The sequence below is a fragment of the Geodermatophilus sp. URMC 64 genome, assembly GCF_053502555.1.
The window spans coordinates 2,962,656-2,977,229 of sequence record NZ_CP199955.1; the positions used below are offsets into that span (position 1 = coordinate 2,962,656).

General features: G+C 73.7%; 14 protein-coding genes, 1 tRNA gene and 1 pseudogene. 5 read left to right on the top strand and 11 right to left on the bottom strand.

The window, feature by feature from the left end; genetic code table 11:
• The first annotated feature begins 1,195 nt into the window (after positions 1–1,195).
• The 3 genes and pseudogenes from ACWIYF_RS14460 to ACWIYF_RS14470 all read left to right on the top strand — a co-directional run bounded on the left by ACWIYF_RS14460 (position 1,196) and on the right by ACWIYF_RS14470 (position 3,768).
• Positions 1,196–1,498 carry a helix-turn-helix domain-containing protein gene (locus ACWIYF_RS14460; RefSeq protein WP_448623525.1) on the top strand — a complete coding sequence of 101 codons (303 nt, stop codon included), beginning with the start codon at positions 1,196–1,198 and terminating at the stop codon, positions 1,496–1,498.
• Positions 1,499–1,699: 201 nt separating this feature from the next.
• Positions 1,700–2,523, top strand: a pseudogene (locus ACWIYF_RS14465) (HARBI1 family protein).
• Between the two features lie 111 nt (positions 2,524–2,634).
• The gene (locus ACWIYF_RS14470) at positions 2,635–3,768 is read left to right on the top strand and encodes a tyrosine-type recombinase/integrase (RefSeq protein WP_448623526.1); all 1,134 of its coding nucleotides are present in this window, start codon (positions 2,635–2,637) and stop codon (positions 3,766–3,768) included.
• 110 nt (positions 3,769–3,878) lie between these two features.
• On the opposite strand, the gene ACWIYF_RS14475 is transcribed toward ACWIYF_RS14470, so the two are convergent.
• The 5 genes from ACWIYF_RS14475 to ACWIYF_RS14495 form a co-directional block, all read right to left on the bottom strand.
• Positions 3,879–3,952, bottom strand: a tRNA-Pro gene (locus ACWIYF_RS14475).
• Positions 3,953–4,019: 67 nt separating this feature from the next.
• Positions 4,020–5,366 (bottom strand): ribosome biogenesis GTPase Der, encoded by a 1,347-nt coding sequence (gene der / locus ACWIYF_RS14480; RefSeq protein ID WP_448623527.1) that lies wholly within the window; start codon positions 5,364–5,366, stop codon positions 4,020–4,022.
• Positions 5,363–6,133 (bottom strand): (d)CMP kinase, encoded by a 771-nt coding sequence (gene cmk, locus ACWIYF_RS14485; RefSeq protein WP_448623528.1) that lies wholly within the window; start codon positions 6,131–6,133, stop codon positions 5,363–5,365. The genes der and cmk overlap by 4 nt, the downstream gene beginning before the upstream one ends.
• Positions 6,130–6,492 carry a chorismate mutase gene (aroH, locus tag ACWIYF_RS14490; protein ID WP_448623529.1) on the bottom strand — a complete coding sequence of 121 codons (363 nt, stop codon included), beginning with the start codon at positions 6,490–6,492 and terminating at the stop codon, positions 6,130–6,132. Before aroH ends, cmk begins: the two co-directional genes overlap by 4 nt.
• 77 nt (positions 6,493–6,569) lie before the next feature.
• Positions 6,570–7,415 carry a pseudouridine synthase gene (locus ACWIYF_RS14495; protein ID WP_448623530.1) on the bottom strand — a complete coding sequence of 282 codons (846 nt, stop codon included), beginning with the start codon at positions 7,413–7,415 and terminating at the stop codon, positions 6,570–6,572.
• A gap of 89 nt (positions 7,416–7,504) precedes the next feature.
• Here ACWIYF_RS14495 and ACWIYF_RS14500 point away from each other — a divergent pair, with 89 nt between their 5' ends.
• Positions 7,505–8,320: an alpha/beta fold hydrolase gene (locus ACWIYF_RS14500; RefSeq protein ID WP_448623531.1), complete on the top strand. Its 816-nt coding sequence runs from the start codon at positions 7,505–7,507 to the stop codon at positions 8,318–8,320.
• Positions 8,321–8,322: 2 nt separating this feature from the next.
• On the opposite strand, the gene scpB is transcribed toward ACWIYF_RS14500, so the two are convergent.
• The 6 genes from scpB to ald form a co-directional block, all read right to left on the bottom strand.
• Positions 8,323–9,150: an SMC-Scp complex subunit ScpB gene (scpB, locus tag ACWIYF_RS14505; RefSeq protein WP_448623532.1), complete on the bottom strand. Its 828-nt coding sequence runs from the start codon at positions 9,148–9,150 to the stop codon at positions 8,323–8,325.
• Positions 9,147–9,968, bottom strand: coding sequence for a segregation and condensation protein A (locus tag ACWIYF_RS14510; protein ID WP_448623533.1), 822 nt, complete (start codon positions 9,966–9,968; stop codon positions 9,147–9,149). The genes scpB and ACWIYF_RS14510 overlap by 4 nt, the downstream gene beginning before the upstream one ends.
• Before the next feature lie 26 nt (positions 9,969–9,994).
• Positions 9,995–10,498: a hypothetical protein gene (locus ACWIYF_RS14515; RefSeq protein ID WP_448623534.1), complete on the bottom strand. Its 504-nt coding sequence runs from the start codon at positions 10,496–10,498 to the stop codon at positions 9,995–9,997.
• Complete coding sequence (locus ACWIYF_RS14520) at positions 10,495–11,406, bottom strand: ParA family protein (protein ID WP_448623535.1); 912 nt, start codon at positions 11,404–11,406, stop codon at positions 10,495–10,497. Before ACWIYF_RS14520 ends, ACWIYF_RS14515 begins: the two co-directional genes overlap by 4 nt.
• 216 nt (positions 11,407–11,622) lie before the next feature.
• The gene (xerD, locus tag ACWIYF_RS14525; protein ID WP_448623536.1) at positions 11,623–12,594 is read right to left on the bottom strand and encodes a site-specific tyrosine recombinase XerD; all 972 of its coding nucleotides are present in this window, start codon (positions 12,592–12,594) and stop codon (positions 11,623–11,625) included.
• Positions 12,573–13,688, bottom strand: coding sequence for an alanine dehydrogenase (gene ald / locus ACWIYF_RS14530; RefSeq protein ID WP_448623537.1), 1,116 nt, complete (start codon positions 13,686–13,688; stop codon positions 12,573–12,575). Before ald ends, xerD begins: the two co-directional genes overlap by 22 nt.
• A gap of 184 nt (positions 13,689–13,872) precedes the next feature.
• On the opposite strand from ald, the gene ACWIYF_RS14535 reads away from it, so the two are divergent.
• Positions 13,873–14,502 (top strand): hypothetical protein, encoded by a 630-nt coding sequence (locus ACWIYF_RS14535; RefSeq protein WP_448623538.1) that lies wholly within the window; start codon positions 13,873–13,875, stop codon positions 14,500–14,502.
• The last annotated feature ends 72 nt before the right edge of the window (positions 14,503–14,574 follow it).

The following is a 14,574-nucleotide window of genomic DNA, read 5'->3' on the forward strand; positions in this document are numbered from 1 at the left end:
GAGCCGCTCGCCGGGGCCCATGGCAGACCTGGTCGGCGCGATCCGCCGGAACGGCGGCTACGGTGCGGGCCCTGCGTTCTCCGGCCGCGATCAGGACCGTCCCCTGAAGACTCCGCCCGCTGACCTCAACGAGGTCGCGCCCACGCGACCTCGTCACCGGACACCTGGGGCCGTCTCATCACACGTTCGGAAATTCAAGATCGCTGGCCCACACACCTGGCGCACCAGGGCTGTCGCGAATTCGTGGTGACACGATCTTAGGTCGCCGTTAGCCCGGTCGGCCGAGGTCAGTGCCTATTCGCCGAGCTGATGCGAAGACCGCCCCGCTATGACCGCATACCGGACAAGCTCCAGGGGGATTCAGCGTGTCGGGGGTCGCTGGCCGTCTCTAGAAACCTCACCCGAAAACGACGGCACGCATGCTACCGACCCCGGTAGTCGCTGCCGCGGCTGCCAAAGGCGCCGGCCTCCTCCCCGTGAACCGGCTGTCCCACGCCGGATTGTCCCGGCCGAACCGGCCGCCGGAAGGGCGCTGGCGCGTCCCTGGCGGGATGGGCCTGCGGCCCACCCTTCCCCCGGCCGGTCCGGCCCCGGAATCGGCGGCTATGGGATAGCCGGCAGCAGTGGCCTCCTCTGGCGTGTCACCCCGGCGCGTCGGCGGCGGACGACGGCCACATCGTCGACGGCTGCCCGCCGAGGCTCGTTGCGGCGCTTCCGGCCGTCCTGCTGCCGATCAGCAGCAATCCTGCTCCACGACCCCCGCTCCCATCGCCACCCCAACCCGGCAGGGGCGACACGTCAGGACAACCGCCGGGGTGACGCCGCACTGGACTTTCACAGGACGCCGTGGTGCCCGTCGGGCGCAGGACCGGCCTCGCCGCCAGGGCTGCAGCGGAACCGACGAAGAACACGAGCTCGGTCCTCCACGGTCACCAACCGGATGAGACCTGGCACTCCGCCGGGGTGACATCGCGAGCGGCGCCGTCACCCACCCACCGGATTCAGGCATCCAGACAGGAGACCGCGGTCGGTGGCCGGCGGCGCCCGCAGGCGCCGACGGACTGCAGGACTACTGCAGAAAAACAAGAGATTTCGCTGGCACCGTCACCAATCGGCCGAAATCGACGCCTTCTCCGGCAGGACGCCCCACGCCGAACGACGGCGGTCGCGAGCGGACCCGGACGAGGGGAACGCCATGTCTAATCCACAGCGCTTGCCAGACGTGCCGGCCAGCGACCCGTTACTGCTGACACCAGAGGAAGCCGCCAAACTGCTGAGCGTCGGACGCACCACCGTGTATGCGCTGATAAGAGCCGGTGACCTCCACCCGGTACACATCGGCCGCAGCTGCCGGCTCTCCCGCGCCGAACTCGAGCGCTATGTCCGCATGCTGCACAGTCCCCCTCAGGCGGCGCCTGCCCAGCACCGTCGACGCAGCCAGCCGAAGTCGGCGAATCAGAGCGGGCTATTCGATCCCGATCCTCGGGATGCGTCCTGAGCTGTGCAGAACGGGCACCGCGGTCAGCCCGGTGCTGAACAGTGAGCCATTCCCAGTAGCGGACGCCGGGCGGGTCAGGGAGGACACGCCGAGGGCGGGCAGGTGACCGGGATGAGCGCAGGACCTCGGTAGGAGGGACGTCTTCTCACGGATGCCCCACACCGAGGTCCTGCTGTGTCCGATCCTGTCACCTACACCGCCGTGCTTCCGGTCTCCGAGGAGACCGTGCTGTTCGTGTCGGGCCTGCTCGCCGCCGAGCAGCGCCGACGCCGGACCCGGCGGCGACGCCGGGCGCTGGGCTGCTACCGGCAGGCGGTGCTGGTGCTGCGCTGGTTTCTCGACGGCACCCGGCTGGCCCAGCTGGCCGCCGACAACCGGATCGGCCGCTCGACGGCCTACCGCTATCTGCACGAGGGCATCGACGTGCTCGCCGCGGCCGCACCCGGGTTACGCGGCGCGCTGCTGGCCGCTCGCGCCGCCGGCCATCCGCACGTGTCCGTGGATGGCACGCTGATCCGCACCGACCGCTGCCGCGTGCCCGGTCCGACCGCCCGGGCCGACCGCGCGGATCGCCGGGTGGACCTGTGGTGGTCGGGCAAGCACGCCGCCCACGGCGGCAACGTGCAGGTCGTCGCCGCCCCGGACGGCTGGCCGCTGTGGACGTCTGCGGTCCGGCCCGGCCGCGAGCACGACACCACCGCGCTGCGCACCGACGCCGAGGCGCTGCCGCTGCTGGCCGAGTGGACCGACGAGGACCACGCCGCCCTGGCCGACCTGGGCTACGAAGGCGAGCGGGCGGCGCTGACCACGCCGATCAAGAAAAGAACCGACGCGCCGCTGACCGACGATCAGCGCACCGTCAACCTGCTGCACGCGGCCACCCGGGCCCCCGCCGAACGCGGCACTCCCTGCTCAAGACGACATTCAAGGCGCTGCGCCGGGTCAGCCTCTGCCCCTGGCGCATCGGCGCAATCACCGCTGCCGCCCTTGTCCTCCTCCATCACCAGCACGGCCGGACGACATGATCACCGACCTGGCGCAGCCGCTACTGGGAATGGCTCACTGTCCGCCCGACCATCAGGAAGAACGGCGAGAGCGGCCGGACGGCCGCTGGCCACGGCGATCGGAGCGGTCCTATGGCGAAGCGAGGGAACGGCGAGGGTTCGATCTTCAAGCGGGCCAACGGACGGTGGTACTCGGCCCTGACCTATCGAGACGAGTTCGGGGAGGTGAAGCGCCGGGAGGTCAGCGGCAGGACGCAGGCGGAGGTGCGGGCGAAGCTCCGAGAGCTGCGGGAGCGCGTCGAGGCCGGCGCCCCCGTCAAAGATGCCTCGATCGCGATGGCTTCCTGGCTGGAGGACTGGACGACGAAGGCGCTGCCGGCGAGCGACCGCAAGCAGGCGACGATCGACCTGTACGCGACCATGGCTCGGAGCCATCTGGTGCCGAAGCTGGGCAGCCTGCCCCTCGACCGGCTTCGCCCCTCCGACGTCGAGGCCCTGGTGCTCGCCAAGCGCCGCGCCGGCCTTTCTGCGTCATCCGTCCGAACGATCTACACCGTGCTCCGGGCCGCCCTCGACGTCGCGGTCCGGGACGGGCTGATCCAGCGCAACCCGGCCGCCCTGGTCAAACGCCCGGCCGTCGAGCGCAAAGACGCGGGTTACCTCTCCGCCCAGCAGGCGGAGGCGCTGCTCGAGGCAATCCGCGGTGACCGCCTCGAGGCCCTCTACCGCGTCATGCTGGCGACGGGGCTCCGTCGTGGCGAGGCTCTGGCCCTGCACTGGCGAGACGTCGACCTGGACGCTGCGATCCTCCGAGTGCGTTGGACGCTGTCGCGGACGTCTGCCGGGCTGGAACTGGGCGAGCCGAAGACCGAGAAGTCGCGGCGCACCGTGCCGTTCCCCGTCCCCGCCGTCGAGACGTTGCGGGCGCACCGCAAGCGCCAGGCCGCGGAGCAGCTCGCCGCGGGCAGCCTGTGGCAGTCCAGCGGGCTCGTGTTCACGTCAGAGATCGGCACGCCGCTGGAGCCGCGCAACGTCCTGCGTCGGTTCGAGGCACTGGCCGAGCGAGCCGGCTTGCGCGGCGTCCACCTGCACACGCTGCGTCACTCGGCGGCGAGCTTCCTGCTCGGCGCCGGCACGCACACGAAGGTGGTGCAGGAGCACCTCGGGCACAGCTCCTACGCCATCACGGCCGACATCTACAGCCACGTGGCCCCGGTGCAGCAGCGCGAGGCGGCCGACAAGCTCGGGCAGGCGATCCGCTGGTGACGTTGCGGTCCGAACCGCGTTGCGGTTCCGGTTGCGGTGCGGTTGCTGTACTCACGCGAGAGGCGGGTCGGTCCGAAGGACCGACCCGCCTCTGACCTGCGGTTTCACTGTCGGGCTGACAGGATTTGAACCTGCGACCCCTTGACCCCCAGTCAAGTGCGCTACCAAGCTGCGCCACAGCCCGCGCGCCGTCGCGTGCGACGGCCGCCCGAGCAGGTTACCGCACCGCCGTCGGCCGCTCGCCGCCCGGTTCAGCCCTTCGGCCGGTCGCTGCCCCGGCCCTCGCGGACCTTGACCGAGATCTCGATCGGCGTCCCGGCGAAGCCGAACTGCTCGCGCAGCTTGCGCTCCAGGAACCGCCGGTACCCGGCCTCCAGGAAGCCGGTCGAGAAGACGACGAACCGCGGCGGCCGGACGTCGGCCTGCGTCACGTACTTGATCTTCGGCGCGCGTCCGCCTCGGGCCGGCGGGGGCGTCTCCTGCACCAGCGCCCGGAGGTAGGTGTTCAGCTCCGCCGTCGGCACCCGGGTCTCCCAGGCCGCCAGCGCGGCGCGCAGGTGCTGGGCGAGCTTGTCGACGCCGCGTCCGGTCTTGGCCGAGATGTTGACCCGGCTGGCCCACTTCACCCGGGCGAGGTCGCGCTCGACCTCCTTCTCCAGCTGGTGGTGCCGGTCCTCGTCGAGGGTGTCCCACTTGTTGATCGCCAGCACCAGCGCCCGCCCGGCCTCGATGACCTGGCTGATGACCCGCTGGTCCTGCTCGCTGATCACCTCGTCGGCGGCCAGCAGCACGATCGCGACCTCCGCGGCCTGGATCGCCGCCTCGGTGCGCAGGCTCGCGTAGTACTCGGTGCCGCTCGCCGTCGACACCTTGCGCCGCAGCCCGGCGGTGTCGACGAAGCGCCACTCCTCCCCGCCGAGGGTGACGATCGAGTCGACCGGGTCGACGGTGGTGCCGGCCACCGAGTCGACGACCGACCGCTCGTCCCTGGCCAGCCGGTTGAGCAGGCTGGACTTGCCGACGTTGGGCCGGCCCACCAGCGCCACCCGGCGGGGGCCGCCCTCCTCCAGCTGCTCGCGCGGCGCCTCGGGCATCGCATCGAGGATCAGGTCGAGCAGGTCGCCGGCGTTGCGCCCGTGCAGGGCGCTCACCGGGTTCGGCTCCCCCAGGCCCAGCGACCACAGCTCGGCGGCGTTGGCCTCGCTGCGCTCGTCGTCGACCTTGTTGGCCACGAGGATCACCGGCCGGTCGGCGCGCCGCAGGATCCGCGCGGCGGCGAGGTCGGTGTCGGTGGCGCCGACGGAGCTGTCGACGACGAAGACGATGACGTCGGCGGTCCGCATCGCGTACTCGGCCTGGCGGGTGATCGACGCGCCGAGCCCGGCGGCCTTCGGGTCCCAGCCGCCGGTGTCGACGACGGTGAACCGCTTGCCGTTCCACAGCGCCTCGTAGGCGATGCGGTCGCGGGTGACGCCCGGGGTGTCCTGGACGACGGCGGCGCGCCGGCCGAGGATCCGGTTGACCAGCGTCGACTTGCCGACGTTGGGCCGGCCGACGATCGCCACCACCGGCAGCGGGCCGGTGCTCTCCTCGGTCATGTGCGCTCCCCCACGCCGACCGCCGAGCGCGCGAGCTCGACGATGCGCGCGACGGTCTGCTCCTGCACCAGGTCGGTGCTGTCGACGATCACGGCGTCGGCGGCCGGTCGCAGCGGGCTGTCCTCCCGGCTGCTGTCGTACTCGTCGCGCCGGCGCAGGTCGGCGGCGAGCGCGGCGACCTCCTCCGGCGTGGTCAGGCCCAGCTGCAGCGCCCGCCGCTCGGCCCGCGCCTCGGGCGCGGCGGTCAGGTACACCTTCAGCGTCGCGTCGGGCAGGACGACGGTGCCGATGTCGCGGCCCTCGACGACCACGGCCTCGGCCTCCCCCACCAGGGCGCGCTGCTGGTCGACCAGCTGCCGGCGCACCGCGGGGACGGCGGACACGGCGGAGACCGCCCGGGTGACCTCGGGCCCGCGGATCCGCCGGGCGACGTCGACGCCGTCGACCAGCACGAGCTCGGTGCCCGCCGACGTCCCGACCTCGATGGCCGTGCGCGCGACGACGGCGGCGACGGCGTCGCCGTCCTCGGGGTCGATGCCGGCGTCGAGGACGGCGACGGTCGCGGCGCGGTACATGGCGCCGGTGTCGAGGTAGTCGGCGCCCAGCTGCGCGGCGACGGCGCGGCCGACGCTGGACTTGCCGGTGCCCGAGGGCCCGTCGAGGGTGACCTGCCCGTGGAAGCCGCTCGCTGGGCTCTGCCCATGCCGCCGCTCCGCGGCCCCGTTCGCTCCGCTCCTCGCTCGTTCGTCGCTGCGATGCTCGCTCACTGGGCGATGTCCCGTCGCAGGGCCACCGCGCCGCGCAGGTACACGTGCTGGATCGCCGACCGCGGCCGCTCCACGTCGACGTGCGCCATGAGCCGCAGCACCCGGGGCAGCGCGTGCGGCACGTTCATCTCCGTCGCGCACATCAGCGGCACGTCGCCGAAGCCCAGCTCCCGGGCCGCCAGGGCCGGGAACTCCGAGACGATGTCGGGAGTGGCGGTGAACAGGATGCTGATGACGTCGTCGTGGTCGAGCTCGTTGCGCTCCATGACCGCGGCGACCAGCTCCCTGGTCGCCTCGAGCACCTGCTCCCGGTCGTCGGCGTCCACCTGTGTGGCGCCCCGGATGGCTCGGACGGCCATGCACACTCCTCGATCGCTCCCCGGCACCCCGCACCGGGAGCCCTGACGAGTTTAGGTTCGCCCGTTCCGGACGCGGTTCAGAGGCCGACCAGCTCCTGCAGGGCGCCGAGCTCCTGGCGGGTGAGCCGGCGGATCGAGCCGACCCGCATCCGCTGCAGCTCGATGGGCCCGACCGCCGTCCGCGTCAGCCGCGACACCGGCAGCCCGACGGCCGCCAGCAGCCGCCGGACGATGTGCTTGCGGCCCTCGTGCAGCACCACCTCGACCACCGACTGGCCGGCGTGGGTGTCGACCACGCGGAAGGCGTCGACCCTGACCGGGCCGTCCTCCAGCTCGATCCCGTCCCGCAGGCGCTTGCCCAGATCGCGCTTGACCGATCCCGACACCTGGGCGAGGTAGGTCTTCTTCACCTCGTAGGACGGGTGGGCGAGCCGGTGGGCGAGCTCGCCGTCGTTGGTGACCAGCAGCAGGCCCTCGGTGTCCTGGTCGAGCCGGCCCACGTGCACCAGCCCGGGCGCCAGGTCGCCGACGATATCGCCGACGGTCGGGCGCTGGCGGTCGTCGCTCATCGCGGTGAGGACGCCGGCCGGCTTGTTCAGCGCGTAGGTGACCCGGTCGTCGCGCAGCTCGATGCGGGCGCCGTCGACGGCGATGCGGTCGCGCTCCGGGTCGACCCGCATGCCCTGCACGGTCACCGTGCGGCCGTTCACGCTGATCCGGCCGCGGTCGATCATGTCCTCGACGACCCGGCGGGACGCGACACCGGCGCGGGCCAGGACCTTCTGCAGCCGCTCGCCCTGCCGCTCCTCGTCGGGCTCGGGGCGGCCGCTGTCACCCGGGTGGGCGGGCGCGAGCTCCATGTCCTCGGACCAGCCCTCGCCGCCCCCGGTCGTCGGTTCCTCGTTCGGCAGGCGGGTGTTCATCTCGCCCAGTCTCCCACTCGTCCTCGACGCGGCGTTCCGTGCCGAGAGCGGTGCAGCTTTCGGCGCCGAAAGCGGGGTAGCGTCCGCGCGTGGCGCCCCGCACGGACGGGATGCTCGCCCTCGCCACGGGCATCACCACCGGCTACTCGGAGGACGGCGACCCGGACGGGCGTCCGCCGCTGCTGCTCCTGCACGCCTGGGGCGAGTCCCGCCGATCATTCGCCCGGCTGACGCCGCTGCTGCCGCAGTGGCTGCGCATCGTCGCGCTCGACCTGCGCGGGCACGGAGACGCGGACAAGCCGGTGTCGGGCTACGACCTCGAGTCGCTCGCCGCGGACGTGGTGAGTGGGATGGACGCGCTCGACCTGCCGCAGGCCGTCCTGGTGGGGGCCTCCAGCGGCGGCTACGTGGCCCAGCAGGTCGCCATCACCGCGGCCGACCGGGTGGCCGGGCTGGTCCTCGCGGGAGCACCCCAGGACCTGCACCGCCGGCGACCCCCGTTCGCCGACGAGATCGACAGGTTGCGGGACCCGATCGACCCGGCGTGGGCGCGGGCGTTCGCCGTCGGCTTCCCGACCGCCGCCGTCCCGGACTGGTACCTGGACCAGTCCGTCGAGGACGCGCTGCGGATCCCCGCCGCGGTCTGGCGGGCGAGCCTGGACGGCCTCACGGGCTCGCCGCCGCCGACCAGCACCGGCACGATCCGCGCCCCCACCCTCGTCGTGAGCGGTGACCTGGACGGGCTGCTCGGGCTCGAGCAGTCGGCGGCACTCGTCGCGGCGGTGCCGGAGTCCCGGTGGGTGCGCTACCCCGACGCCGGCCACGTCGTCCTGTGGGACCAGCCGGCCCGGTTGGCCGAGGACATCACGGCCTTCGTCCGGCAGGTGGCGCCGACCGGCCCCTGACCTCAGGTGTCGGGGTGCTCGTCGAGCAGGGACGACGTCTCCGGCAGCAGCGGCGCCAGCTCGGGCAGCTCGTCGAGGGAGGCGAGCCCGAGCCGCTCCAGGAACAGCGGCGTCGTCTCGTACAGCCCTCCCCCGCTGTCCGGGTCGCTGCCCACCTCGTGCACGAGGCCGCGGGCGATCAGCGTGCGCATGACGCCGTCCACCCCGACGCCGCGGATCGCGGAGACCCGGGCGCGGGTGACCGGCTGCCGGTAGGCGATGACGGCGAGGGTCTCCAGCGCGGCCTGGGTCAGCCGGCTGCGCTGCCCGTCGACCAGGTAGCGCTCGACGACGCCGGCGAACTCCTCGCGGGTGTAGATCCGCCAGCCCTCCCCCACCCGGCGCAGCGTGATCCCCGCGCGGCGGCGGTCGTAATCGGCCGCCAGCTCGGCCAGCCCCGCGGCGACCTGGGACGGCGGGCAGCGCAGCGCGCCGGCGAGCGTCGCCTCGTCGACCGGGTTGTCGACGACGAACAGCAGCGCCTCGAGCCCGCCGCGCAGCTCGTCGGGGTCCAGCACCGCGATCTCGAGCTGCTCGGGCTCCGGCGCCGGCTGCGGCGCCGGGACGGGCGCGACGGCGGCCACCGGCGGCGGCAGCGGCGCGGGCTCCTCGACCGGCGGCGGCTCGACGACCGGCTCCGGCCGCTCGGCCACCCGCGAGGCCAGCTCCGAGGCGACGGCGTCCCAGGTGGCCGGGTCGTCGTCCCCCCGGGCCTCGGCCTCCTCGCGGGTGGCGGCCAGCTCCGCGGCCAGCGCGTCCCACGAGATCGGCGCCCGTTCCTCCTCGCTCACGAGTACTCCTCCTCCGCGTCGCCGAGGTCGGCGAGCGTCGCCGCGTCCACGGTGTCCCCGCCGACCCAGCGCACCGACAGGTCGCCCAGCGGCGTCACCTGCTCGAAGACGACCCGCTGCTGCCGGTAGAGCTCGAGCAGTGCGAGGAACCGGGCGACCACCTCCAGGGTGTGCGCGCAGTCCGCGGTGAGCGCCCGGAAGCTGGCGGCGCCCTGCCGCATCAGCTGGTTGCGGACCGTGAGCAGCTGCTCGGCGACGCTGACCGGCGGCGCGTGCAGGTGCGCGACGCTCACCGTCTGCGGCGCCTTGGGTGCCAGCGCCTTCGCGGCCAGCGCGGCGAACTGCCGCGGCGTGACCCCGAGCAGCACCTCGGGCATCAGCTCGGCGAAGCGGGGCTCGAGCGCGGCGTCGCGGGGGAAGCGCCGGGCGGCCTGCCCCTCGCGCTCGCGCAGGAACGCGGCCGCCTCCTTGTACGCCTTGTACTGCAGCAGCCGGGCGAAGAGCAGGTCGCGGGCCTCGAGCAGCTCGAGGTCCTCCTCGTCCTCCACCTCGGCGGCCGGCAGCAGCCGGGCGGCCTTGAGGTCGAGCAGGGTGGAGGCGACCACGAGGAACTCGCTGGCCTGGTCGAGGTCGAGCTCGTCGCCGAGGGCGCGCAGGTGCGCGATGAACTCGTCGGTGACCTTCGACAGCGCGATCTCGGTGACGTCGAGCTTGTGCTTGCCGATCAGCTGCAGCAGCAGGTCGAACGGGCCCTCGAAGTTGGTCAGCCGCACGGTGAACCGCGACGGCCGCTCGCCGTCCGGCTCGGTGGTGCTCACCCCCGCGAGGGTAGGCGAGGCGGTGCTCAGATCCCGCGCAGCCGCCGGACGAGCACCGACTCCTCGCCGCGCTCGGCGAGGTCGGCCAGCAGCACCGAGACCGCCTCGCGGACGATCCGGCCGCGGTCGGCGGCCACGCCGTGCTGGGCGCGCAGCGTCAGGCGGGCGCTCTCCAGTGCGAGCAGCTCGTCGGCGGAGATGTAGACGGTGATCTTCTCGTCGTGCTTGGTGCGTTCGGCGCGGACCGACTTCTGCGGGCGGCCGCGGGTCGGGACCGACGGCGTCACCACCGGCGCCGGCGCCGCCGGCGTGCGGAACGCGCCCAGCTCGTCGCCGGCCACGGAGGCGCCGCCGGGGACCAGGGTGAGGCTCGCGGGCTCCTCCTCGCGCCGCGCGGCGGGCGAGTTCCGCAGCGCGGGCGAGCTCGTGGTCGAGCTGATGCTCGGCAGCTCGGTGACCTCCGGGACCGACGGGGTGTCGGTGCGACGGAACAGCTCGTTCGCGCCGGGCAGCACGGGGCGCCGCGTCACAGCGCGAGCACCTCCTTGGCGAGGTCGCGGTAGGCCGACGCACCGGACGACGTGGGCGCCCAGGTGGTGATCGGCTGACCGGCGACCGTCGTCTCCGGGAAGCGCACCGTGCGGGTGATGACGGTCTGGAACACGGTGTCCCCGAACGCCTCGACCACCCGGCTGAACACCTCGCGGCAGTGCACGGTCCGCGAGTCGTACATCGTGGCCAGGATGCCGGAGATCTCCAGCTTCGGGTTGAGCCGCTCCTTGACCTTGTCGATCGTGTCGACCAGCAGGGCCACGCCGCGCAGCGAGAAGAACTCGCACTCCAGCGGGATGATCACGCCCTCGGCGGCGGTGAGCGCGTTGACCGTGAGCAGGCCCAGCGAGGGCTGGCAGTCGATGAGGATGTAGTCGTAGTGCTCGCGGGCGTCGGCGAGCACCCGCAGCAGGGTCTGCTCGCGGGCGACCTCGCTGACCAGCTGCACCTCGGCGGCCGAGAGGTCGATGTTGCTCGGCACCAGGTCCAGGCCGGGGATGTCCGTGGGCACCGTGACGTCGGCCAGCGTGGTGCGGCGCTCCATCAGGGCGTTGTAGATGGTGCGGTCCAGGTTCTGGGCCGGCACGCCGAGCCCGACCGACAGGGCGCCCTGCGGGTCGAGGTCGATGAGCAGCACCTTGCGGCCGCACTCGACCAGCGCGGCACCCAGGTTGATGGTCGACGTCGTCTTGCCGACGCCGCCCTTCTGGTTGCACATCGCGATCACGCGGGCCGGCCCGTGCTCGGTGAGCGGAGGCGGCTCGGGGAGCTTCCGCTGGCGGGCTCGGGCGGGGTCGCCGGACCGCAGCGCGGCCGCCCCCATCTCCGGGTCACTGTCCTGCGGGCGCGCGACGGCAGCGCGAGCCGCGTCCCCTCGGGTCGCCATGGTGTGTCGTTGCCTCCAGTACGTGCCCGATCCGGGGTCGCCGGGTGCGGTCAGCGGTCCTGCCCGCTCGGGTGCTCCCGACGGTAGGGAGGAGGGCGCGCGTTCCCGAGGAGGCACGCCGGTTCCGACACGGAACGTGGCGAAGGATGCCAACGTGTCGACAGGCTCCAGCCGAATCCGCTGGCGAAACCTACCGAGAGCAGGCCCGGCCGGCTGTCACTTCAGCGCCCGAGGGTGGCTGCTGGCGTACACCTCGCGCAGCCGGTCGACGGTCACCAGCGTGTAGACCTGCGTGGTCGTCACCGAGGCGTGCCCGAGCAGCTCCTGGACGACGCGCACGTCGGCGCCGCCGTCGAGCAGGTGGGTGGCGAAGGAGTGCCGCAGCGTGTGCGGGGACACCTCCGCCGTCAGGCCGGCCCGCTCGGCCGCCGTCCGCAGGATCGACCAGGCGCTCTGCCGCGACAGCGGCCCGCCGCGCACGTTGAGGAACAGCGCTCCCCCGCGCACCCCGCCCCGGCCGGCCGCGGCCAGCGCCGGCCGGGCCCGCACCAGGTAGTCCTCCACGGCCTTGAGCGCGTAGGACCCCACGGGGACGACGCGCTCCTTGCCGCCCTTGCCGGCCAGGCGGACGGCGGCCTGCCCGCGGTCGAGGTCGTCGACGGCGAGGCCGACCGCCTCGGAGATGCGCGCCCCGGTGCCGTAGAGCAGCTCGAGCAGCGCCCGGTCGCGCAGGCCGCGCGGACCGTCCAGCGAGCCCGCGGCCTCGATCAGCACCACCACCGACTCCACCGGGATCGCCTTGGGCAGCCGCCGCGCCGGCGTCGGCGGCCGCACCTCGTGCGCGACGTCGTCGGGCACCAGGCCGTCGAGCAGCGCGAAGCGGTGCAGCCCGCGGACGGCGACCACCGCGCGGGCGGCCGAGGTCGCCGACAGCGGCTGGTGCTCGTCGTCCCCCCGCCGCAGCGCGGCCAGGAAGCCGGCGACGTCGGCCTCGGTGATCTCCCGCAACCCGGTCACGCCCGCCGCGGCGAGGTACTCGGTGTAGCGGCGCAGGTCGCGGCGGTAGGAGGCGATGCTGTTGGCCGCCAGCCCGCGCTCGACGGTGAGGTGGTCCAGGTAGCCGGTGACGACCCGCTCGATCGGCGAGGTCTCGGCGGCGGTCGCGGTCAGACGAGCACCTCCTCCCACGGGACGGCGGTCATCCCGTGCGCCTCGGCCACCTCGGGCAGCACGACCTGCCCGGCGACGACGTTCACGCCGTGCGCCAGGTCGGCGTGCGCGCGCACCGCGGCCGCCGTCCCCTCGTTGGCCAGGGCCATGACGTAGGGCAGCGTCACGTTGGTCAGCGCGTGCGTCGAGGTGTTGGGGACGGCGCCGGGCATGTTCGCGACGCAGTAGAAGACCGACTCGTGCACCCGGAACGTCGGGTCGTCGTGCGTGGTGGGCCGGGTGTCCTCGAAGCAGCCGCCCTGGTCGACGGCGATGTCGACGAGCACCGAGCCGGGCTTCATGCGGCTGACCAGCTCGTTGCTGATCAGCATCGGCGCCTTGGCGCCGGGCACCAGCACCGCGCCGATGACCAGGTCGGCGTCCAGCACGGCGCGCTCCACCTCGTAGGCGTTGGAGGTCACCGTCTGCATGTGCCCCTGGTAGATGCGGTCGGCGGCGCGCAGCTTGTCGACGTCCCGGTCCAGGACGATCACCTCGGCCTGCATGCCGAGCGCGATCGCGGCGGCGTTCATCCCGGAGACGCCGGCGCCGATCACGACGACCTTGGCCGCGTAGACGCCGGAGACGCCGCCCAGCAGCACGCCGCGGCCGCCGTGGGCCCGCTCCAGCGAGTGGGCGCCCACCTGCGGCGCCATCCGGCCGGCGACCTCCGACATCGGGGCCAGCAGCGGCAGCGCGCCGTTCGGGCTCTGCACCGTCTCGTAGGCGATCGCGGTGGTGCCGGAGGTGACCAGCGCGTCGGTGCACTCCTTGGACGCGGCCAGGTGCAGGTAGGTGAACAGCGTCTGGCCGGCGCGCAGCCGGTGGTACTCCTCGGCGACCGGCTCCTTGACCTTGAGCAGCAGGTCGGCGTCGGCCCACACGTCGTCGGCGGACGGGATGATCCGCGCGCCCGCCGCGGCGTAGTCGGCGTCCGGGATGGACGAGCCCTCCCCGGCGGCCCGCTCGACGAGCACCTCGTGCCCGGCGCGGACCAGCTCGGTCACCCCGGCAGGGGTGAGCGCGACCCGGTACTCCCGGTTCTTGACCTCTCGGGGGACCCCGACCCGCATGTCGACTCCTTCGTCATGGTGCGGATCGCCCCGCCCCGAGGGTGACGGGAGGGACCGACCGCGTCCGAGGTGTCCCGGTCGGAGACCGCCTCGGCCGGAGTCTAGGCACGCGGGGCCCCGGTTCCCGCGCACCCGGCCGGGGCACTCCCCCGAGGAGGTCGCCCACCCAGCCCGGAGGACGTCGATGCGCCTGTACGCCCAACGCCCGGATCTGCGGCTGCGCCAGGTCCTCGGCGACGCCGGGGTCGTGGCGTGGACCGCGCTGTGGGTCCTGGTCGCGCGCGCGGTGCACGCAGCGGTGCTCGTGCTGGCCGAGCCCGGGCGGGCCGTGGAGGATCTCGGCGGCTCGGTCGCCCGGAACATGGCGTCGGCCGCCGAGACCGCGGACCGCGTGCCGGTGGCCGGCGACGCGCTGGCCCGGCCGTTCCAGGCGCTGGGCGACGCCGGGGGTTCGGTCCGCGGCGCCGGTCAGGCGGCGCAGGACGCCGTCGGCACGCTGGCCGTGCTGCTGGCCGTCGTCCTCGTGCTGCTGCCGGTGGGCTGGCTGCTGGTGCGCTGGCTGCCCGGGCGGTGGCGCTACGCGCGGGAGGCGGGTGCGGCGGCCCGGCTGCTGCGCGGCACGCCGGACCTGGAGCTGCTCGCCGCCCGGGCCCTCGCCACCGCCCCGCTCCCCCGGCTCGCTGCCCTGCCGGCGGGCACCGGCGCGGCGTGGCGGGAGGGCGACCCGGCCGCGGTGCGCGCGCTCGCCGCCCTGGAGCTCGGCCGGCTCGGCCTGCGCCTGCCCGACCGGGAGCACGCCGCCACGATCACCTGAGCTGATCCCAGCGCCTCCTGGCTCAGCGTGGGACGTGAGCCAGGACGCGCCGGGGTGAGCCAGGAGGCGGAA

Coding starts and splice junctions, on each gene's coding strand:
- ACWIYF_RS14460 (WP_448623525.1), top strand. CDS start 1,196: ATGTCTAATCCACAGCGCTTGCCAGACGTGCCGGCCAGCGACCCGTTA.
- ACWIYF_RS14470 (WP_448623526.1), top strand. CDS start 2,635: ATGGCGAAGCGAGGGAACGGCGAGGGTTCGATCTTCAAGCGGGCCAAC.
- der (WP_448623527.1), bottom strand. CDS start 5,366: ATGACCGAGGAGAGCACCGGCCCGCTGCCGGTGGTGGCGATCGTCGGC.
- aroH (WP_448623529.1), bottom strand. CDS start 6,492: ATGGCCGTCCGAGCCATCCGGGGCGCCACACAGGTGGACGCCGACGAC.
- ACWIYF_RS14495 (WP_448623530.1), bottom strand. CDS start 7,415: ATGAACACCCGCCTGCCGAACGAGGAACCGACGACCGGGGGCGGCGAG.
- ACWIYF_RS14520 (WP_448623535.1), bottom strand. CDS start 11,406: ATGGCGACCCGAGGGGACGCGGCTCGCGCTGCCGTCGCGCGCCCGCAG.
- ald (WP_448623537.1), bottom strand. CDS start 13,688: ATGCGGGTCGGGGTCCCCCGAGAGGTCAAGAACCGGGAGTACCGGGTC.
- ACWIYF_RS14535 (WP_448623538.1), top strand. CDS start 13,873: ATGCGCCTGTACGCCCAACGCCCGGATCTGCGGCTGCGCCAGGTCCTC.